The sequence below is a fragment of the Pseudoalteromonas sp. genome (assembly GCF_041613455.1).
Lineage (GTDB): Bacteria > Pseudomonadota > Gammaproteobacteria > Enterobacterales > Alteromonadaceae > Pseudoalteromonas.
This window is the reverse complement of sequence record NZ_JBFJHD010000174.1, coordinates 1-6,400: the sequence shown is the minus strand read 5'-3', so window position 1 is coordinate 6,400 and position 6,400 is coordinate 1. Positions and strand designations below refer to the sequence as shown.

Sequence of the window (6,400 nt, the reverse complement as noted above, 5' to 3'; positions counted from 1 at the left end):
CTTGAATAAATTTAGCACTTTCTTCGGTGCCCACGTTCGGAGCACTGTCTATTTCAGAGCTGCGTAAGTACACCACTTCTGAAACGCTATCGGCTAAAATACCAATCACTTGCTCTTCAGCTTCAATAATTAAAATACGTGAATTATCAGTTGCTTCAACCCCAGATAAACCAAATCGAGAGCGAGTATCAATCACAGTAACCACATTACCACGTAAATTAATAATACCAATAACGTACGATGGCGCACCCGGCACTGGGGCTATTTCAGTGTAGCGCAATATTTCTTGCACTTGCATTACGTTTACACCGTAAGTTTCATCTTCTAGCTTAAACGTTACCCACTGTAATATCTCATCATTATTATCTGCACTGTTATTAGCTGACAGTAACTTATCTTGGTTCATGCTGTTTCCTCGTAATGATCATTACTACTAACGGCTGTCTAAGCCTTTCTCTAATAATGCATTTAAATTATTTACATCAATTAACGCGCACATTTTTTCTTTTATTACCCCAGCAAGCCACGGACGCTTGCTTTGGTTTGTCCGCCATTTTACATCTTCTTCTTGCAATGTAATGTTATTTATTAACTTTTCTGCCAATAAACCCCACTGGCTATCGCCCAGTGTAATTAAGTATTTATAGTCTAACGACGCCTCTAGCTGCGCGTCATATTTTTCAGGCATTACCCAGCGAGCGGTATCTACCACATTTAATTTTTCATCTCGGTTTAGCATGACCCCTTTAAACCACTTAGGCTTGCCAAATAAATGATTAACTTCGCCCAGCTCGTGAATGCCGCCTAACGCTTTTAACGGTACGGCTAAAGTGAGCCCCGCAACTTCAAAAAATAACGCCTGAAATTGACCGTCAAAATACTCGCTTTTGCTTTGTGACGCTAAAACGTGCTCTGCACTAGGGGCAGACGCAGGGGCGCTATGCGGCGTGTCATCGTGACTGCTATGTGTTACTTGTTTACTGCTTAATACCTCAGGGCTCTCGCTCGCCAGTGCGTCCTGTGGTATTACGTCAACGGCAGATGCGCGGCTATGCGCGGCTATTGCTTGATCGCTAACAGGTTTAACCGCTTCAGCTGGCACCACTTGTTCAAGTAACTTTGCTACTGGATGAAGGTTTTCTTCTGGGGCATCTTCACATAACAATGCCCCTAGGTATTGAGTCATCACCTTTTCATTAGCAAATAATTGCTTACTCATTTATTAGCCTTGTTCAATTAAGTAATCGAGTAATGCCTGATAAGCAAATACTCCTCGCGCACGTGGGCAAAATTGACTAGGCAATTTTTGCGCTAAACTCGCATCTCTAAACTTGGTATCTACCGGGATCACCCCAGGCCATACTTTATGGGTATAGCTACTTTGCAGCGTTTTATAGGCTTCTAATGAGGCTTTGGTGCGCTTATCGTACATAGTCGGAATTATAGTATATTGATAACTTTTAGCTTGCGAAGTTTGCATTAACTCCATGGTGCGCATCATTCTATCCAGTCCCTTCAGTGCTAAAAATTCAGTTTGCACCGGTACTAAAATACGTTCACAGGCGGCCAACGCATTCACCATGAGTACCCCTAACACCGGCGGGCAGTCAACAATTGCATAATCGTAATATTCGCTAATTTTTGCCAGCGCTTTTTTTAAAATTAACCCCATGCCGGTTTTAGTACCCATACTTCTATCTAAGGTGGCTATGGCCATGGTTGCCGGTAATATATCAATGTTTTCAACACTTGTGGGGCATAATGCTTGTAATATTTCTTCACTTTGCATACTGCTGCCGCGCACAAATATATCATACACACTGGCCTCTAAGTCTTCCGAGTCGATGCCAAAATAGTAGGTTAAAGACGCATGGGGATCGGTATCAATCAATAGCACACGCTGACCTTGTAACGCTAAAATACCTGCGAGACTCACTGCGGTCGTGGTTTTACCTACGCCACCTTTTTGATTGGCTACTGTCCAAATCTTCACATTGCATCCTAATTACGGTTCATTGCGAGTTGTTATACGAATACCACCGTGCGGTAAACGAATTATTTTTATTGTATTATCGTCTGAAGGAAGCTCGACCTCTGTGGCAGCCGGCTCAGGCTGTGGCACTGTAGGCTGCACTGGCGGCGCTGCGGGTAACGCGTATTTTGACAGTGCAATCACCACCTTTCTATTTTCTGCACGCCCCTGCTCGGTGTTATTGCTCGTAAACGGTGCATATTCACCGTAGCCCTCAATGGCCATGCGCGCCGAGTTAATACCTAATTTTTCCAGCTCAACTAAAATTGAGGTGGCGCGAGCGACCGATAGTTCCCAATTGGAGCGAAATATTTCATTGCGGATCGTTTCATTATCAGTATAGCCGCGAACGCGAATATAGTTATCAACCGGAGCTATTATATCTTTGATTATTTTAACTATTTGTTTTGCTCTTTGATGCGCCACCGCACTGCCACTGGCAAACAACATCCCCGAGCTTAACTCGATAATTAACCAATCTTGATTGAGCTCTAAATTGGCTTCGCCCTCGCGTATTTCATCGATTAATGCTGACTGTAATTTAGTAAGTAAGCTATCGAGGGGTTTACCTAAATGACGCTGCTCAATATTACTGGTGTCACTTTTACCATCAAGTAATTGTGCACCTTGCTGTTGTTTTAAAATAGTTTCGCCGTACAGTATTTCTTGTTCAGGCGTTACTCGGTCGGTCAAAATGCCGTCGCCACTGACCCCCGTCCCCGATTGCGAATGCTGGCGAGCTGATTTTACAAACACCTGCTCCAGAGAGTCTGACAATATTTGAAAGTTTTCTTCTTTATTAATCGCAATCGCGTACATCACCACAAAAAAGGCAAACATAATGGTCATGTAATCGGCATACGACACCAACCAACGCTCGGTGTGTTGACTTTTTACCTGACTGCTACGTAAACGACGGCGCAACATAACGGCTACTGCGCCACTAAGCTTGGGCGATCAACACGGTAAGCTTCTAGTTTTAGCTCTATATTTACCGGGCTTTCACCTAGGCTTATAGCAATCACCCCTTCGGCCAACATTTCATGGTAGAGCATTTTATCTTCAACGCGCTGTTTAAGTTTATTCGCTATTGGTAAAAATAATAAATTTGCTAAGCCAACGCCATAAATAGTGGCAATAAAGGCGGTCGCCACGCCAGCTCCCAGTTTTACTGGATCGGTAATAAACGACATAGCCTGAATAAGCCCCAGTACCGCCCCTAAAATACCTATGGTTGGGCTATAGCCCCCCATGGCTTCGTATACACGGCTTGCTTCGAGTAATCGCTCACGCTCAAGCAATAAATCAATTTCCAGGGTTTCACGTACTTTTTGCTCAGAGCAACCATCAACTAATAACCCCAACCCTTTTGCGGCATAGGCATCGGGGTGAGTAAGTGCTTCTTGTTCTAATGCTAAATAGCCTTCTTGACGTGCCTTGTGTGACCAGCTCTTTACTTGCTCAATGGCGTCTTCTATATCGTGCTGCGGGGCGATAAATGCCCAATGAGTGATTTTTAGCATTTTTTTAAAGGTGGTAGCGGAAGTTTGTAGCATTACAGCGCCCACGGTACCGCCAAGCACAATAATTAACGCCGGCCCGTTAAACAGTGCCGATACCACCCCGCCCTCTAGCGAGTAACCGATTGCTATGGCACCTAACCCTATTAGTAATCCGAGTATAGAAAGTTTATCCACAGCCCACCTCTCTTTTTAAACGCAGTGCAATATCTGCTAAGGCTAAGCTTTCATTGGCTAACCCCGCATTAGCGATCGCTTGTGGCATACCATATACAACACAGCTTTTTTCATCTTGCGCCCAAATGGTTGCGCCAGCATGTTTAAGCATGCGTGCGCCTTCACGGCCATCTGCTCCCATTCCTGTTAAAACCAGCGCTAACACATCCCCCTGATATGCTTTGGCGGCACTGGCAAAGGTTACATCAACGCTTGGCTTATAACTTATGCGTTCGCTATTATCGGCAAATACACGTAGCGTTCTTTGACTACCACGCCCATCAACCATCATTTGTTGACCACCGGGCGCCAAATAGGCAACCCCAGCGCGCAAACGGTCGCCCTGTTGCGCTTCTTTAACCTCAATGTTACACAAGCTATTTAAACGCGCGGCAAACGCCGGTGTAAACGCCGCGGGCATATGTTGAATTAACAAAATAGGTTGAGGAAAATTTGCCGGCAGTTGGGTTAAAATATTTTGTAATGCCACCGGACCACCGGTAGACGTGCCAATGGCAACCAATTGATAGTGTTTACCACTGGCTCGCGGAGCAATCGTATTGCTGCGCGCTGCAGGGGGAGGATTAACACTGCGCAACGTTTGAGTACTGCTAGTTGGGCGTGCCTTTGAGCTGGCAAGTGGAGTACTAGGCGTTGCCGCGACAGGCGCTTTTAAAACTCGACTAATGCGTTGCCGGCCAATTTCTTTTACTTTGCTTTGCAGTAACTTAATGGCGTCTTGATTATTACGAGCAATATCTTCGAATTTTTTCGGTAAAAAATCCATTGCGCCCGCATCCAGTGCATCAAGTGTTGCCGTGGCACCGTCGCGCGTTAACGAAGAGAACATTAAGATGGGAGTCGGATTACTTGCCATAATTTCTTTTACGGCACTAATACCATCAAGCACCGGCATTTCGACGTCCATAGTGATCATATCTGGACGTAAAAGTGCGGCTTTATCAACCGCTTCGCGGCCATTAACAGCAAAGCCAATTACTTTAATATCGCTATCTTGCTCAAGTATTTCGCTCACTCGACGGCGAAAAAAGCTTGAATCATCAACAACTAAAACATTAATGGCCATTTCGCTCTCTTATATTATTAACGACTAAACGCAAGCTATACGATTCGTTTATTGTTTGCTTGCGTAATGTTTTAACATGCTCGGTACGTCTAATATCAACGCAATACCGCCATCTGAGGTAATGGTTGCTCCCGCCATTCCCGGCGTACCTTGTAATAAGCTATCTAACGGCTTAATCACCACTTCTTCTTGGCCGATTAACGAATCAACCACAAACCCCACTTGCTGTGTGCCTATTTGCACAATTACCACATGCCCTTGCGCTTTACGCTGCGAACGGTCTGCGCCTTTCACCAGCCAGTGCTCTAGGTAAAATAACGGCACCGCTTTTTTACGCACTATAATAGTGAGCTGACCATCGACCATATTGGTCTTGGTCAAGTCTAAGTTAAATATTTCACTCACCCCCGCTAATGGTAAGGCAAAGGTTTGCTCGCCCACCACCACCATTAAGGTCGGTAAAATAGCCAAGGTTAACGGTACTTTTATTGCAAGTGTGGTGCCAACACCTAATTCCGATTCAATACTTACCGAGCCATTTAACTGAGTAATTTTTGTTTTAACCACATCCATGCCCACACCACGGCCAGAAATATCTGATATGGCTTCTTTGGTCGAAAACCCTGGAGCAAAAATAAGGTTATAGGCTTCGCTGTCAGATAAGCGCCCAGCCTGTTCGTGATCGAGCACCCCTTTGCTAATCGCTATTTTTTTCAGCTTATTGGGATCCATCCCCGCGCCATCATCTTTAATGCTCAGCAAAATATGATCGCCCTGTTGCGAGGCTGAGAGCGTTACCGTACCGCTTCTTGGTTTACCTGCGGCTTCTCGTACATCAGGCATTTCAATACCGTGATCAACTGAATTACGCACCAAATGCACTAATGGATCGGCCAGTGCTTCAACTAAATTTTTATCTAAATCGGTTTCTTCGCCTTCAAGGATTAAATTAATCTCTTTATTTAATGAACGTGCTAAGTCGCGTACCACGCGTGGAAAACGGCCAAATGCTTTTTTAATTGGCTGCATGCGAGTTTTCATCACCGCGCCTTGTAAGTCAGCCGTTACCACATCTAAGTTAGATATCGCTTTACTCATAGATTCACTTTCAGAGCTGGTCGCTAAACTCACTAAACGGTTGCGCACCAATACCAGCTCACCCACCATATTCATAATTTGATCTAGGCGTTTAGTATCCACCCTCACGGTGGTTTCCGCTTGTGGCGCGACCGCTTTTTTTGCCACTGCCGCATTGGCTTTCGGGCTTGCTTGGCTGGTGGCTGGCGCAGCCGACTCGGCTTTAGCGGGTGTCGCAGTGGCTGCTGGCGCCGCTATTTTACTGGGGGATGTTGCCGGCTTTTGCGCTATGCTGCTTGGGGGGCTGGCTAATGGCTGAGGGGCAGCCCCTTTACCATGCAGTTCATCTAATAAGGCTTCAAATTCATCTTCAGTTATTTCATCATCATCCGCCGCGGCTTGAGTCGTATCAGCAACCTCGGCCTTAGCGTTTGCGGTTACCGCGCCAAAGCTGCCTACTCCGTGGAG

Annotated in this window: 7 protein-coding genes; all 7 read right to left on the bottom strand. The window is 45.5% G+C overall.

Features of this window, described 5'->3' with window-relative positions:
* On the bottom strand, nucleotides 1-406 hold a 406-nt coding region (locus tag ABYB02_RS13305), incomplete at its 3' end, for a chemotaxis protein CheW (protein WP_372762919.1).
* A gap of 27 nt (nucleotides 407-433) precedes the next feature.
* A complete protein-coding gene (locus ABYB02_RS13300; protein WP_372762918.1) occupies nucleotides 434-1,219 on the bottom strand; it encodes a chemotaxis protein CheW in 786 nt (261 codons plus the stop codon).
* 3 nt (nucleotides 1,220-1,222) lie between these two features.
* On the bottom strand, nucleotides 1,223-1,993 hold the full coding sequence (locus ABYB02_RS13295; protein WP_372762917.1) for a ParA family protein: 771 nt from the start codon (nucleotides 1,991-1,993) through the stop codon (nucleotides 1,223-1,225).
* 12 nt (nucleotides 1,994-2,005) lie between these two features.
* Nucleotides 2,006-2,959, bottom strand: a complete 954-nt coding sequence (locus ABYB02_RS13290; RefSeq protein ID WP_372762916.1) for a flagellar motor protein MotB — start codon at nucleotides 2,957-2,959, stop codon at nucleotides 2,006-2,008.
* 5 nt (nucleotides 2,960-2,964) lie between these two features.
* A complete protein-coding gene (locus ABYB02_RS13285) occupies nucleotides 2,965-3,729 on the bottom strand; it encodes a flagellar motor protein (RefSeq protein WP_372762915.1) in 765 nt (254 codons plus the stop codon).
* On the bottom strand, nucleotides 3,722-4,855 hold the full coding sequence (locus ABYB02_RS13280; RefSeq protein WP_372762914.1) for a chemotaxis response regulator protein-glutamate methylesterase: 1,134 nt from the start codon (nucleotides 4,853-4,855) through the stop codon (nucleotides 3,722-3,724). The genes ABYB02_RS13285 and ABYB02_RS13280 overlap by 8 nt, the downstream gene beginning before the upstream one ends.
* Nucleotides 4,856-4,903: 48 nt before the next feature.
* Nucleotides 4,904-6,400: chemotaxis protein CheA (locus ABYB02_RS13275; protein WP_372762913.1), on the bottom strand; the 1,497-nt coding region annotated here is incomplete at its 5' end.

Excerpts from the sequence above, each read along its gene's own strand:
- ABYB02_RS13290 (WP_372762916.1), bottom strand. The coding sequence starts at position 2,959 with ATGTTGCGCCGTCGTTTACGTAGCAGTCAGGTAAAAAGTCAACACACC.
- ABYB02_RS13300 (WP_372762918.1), bottom strand. The coding sequence starts at position 1,219 with ATGAGTAAGCAATTATTTGCTAATGAAAAGGTGATGACTCAATACCTA.
- ABYB02_RS13280 (WP_372762914.1), bottom strand. The coding sequence starts at position 4,855 with ATGGCCATTAATGTTTTAGTTGTTGATGATTCAAGCTTTTTTCGCCGT.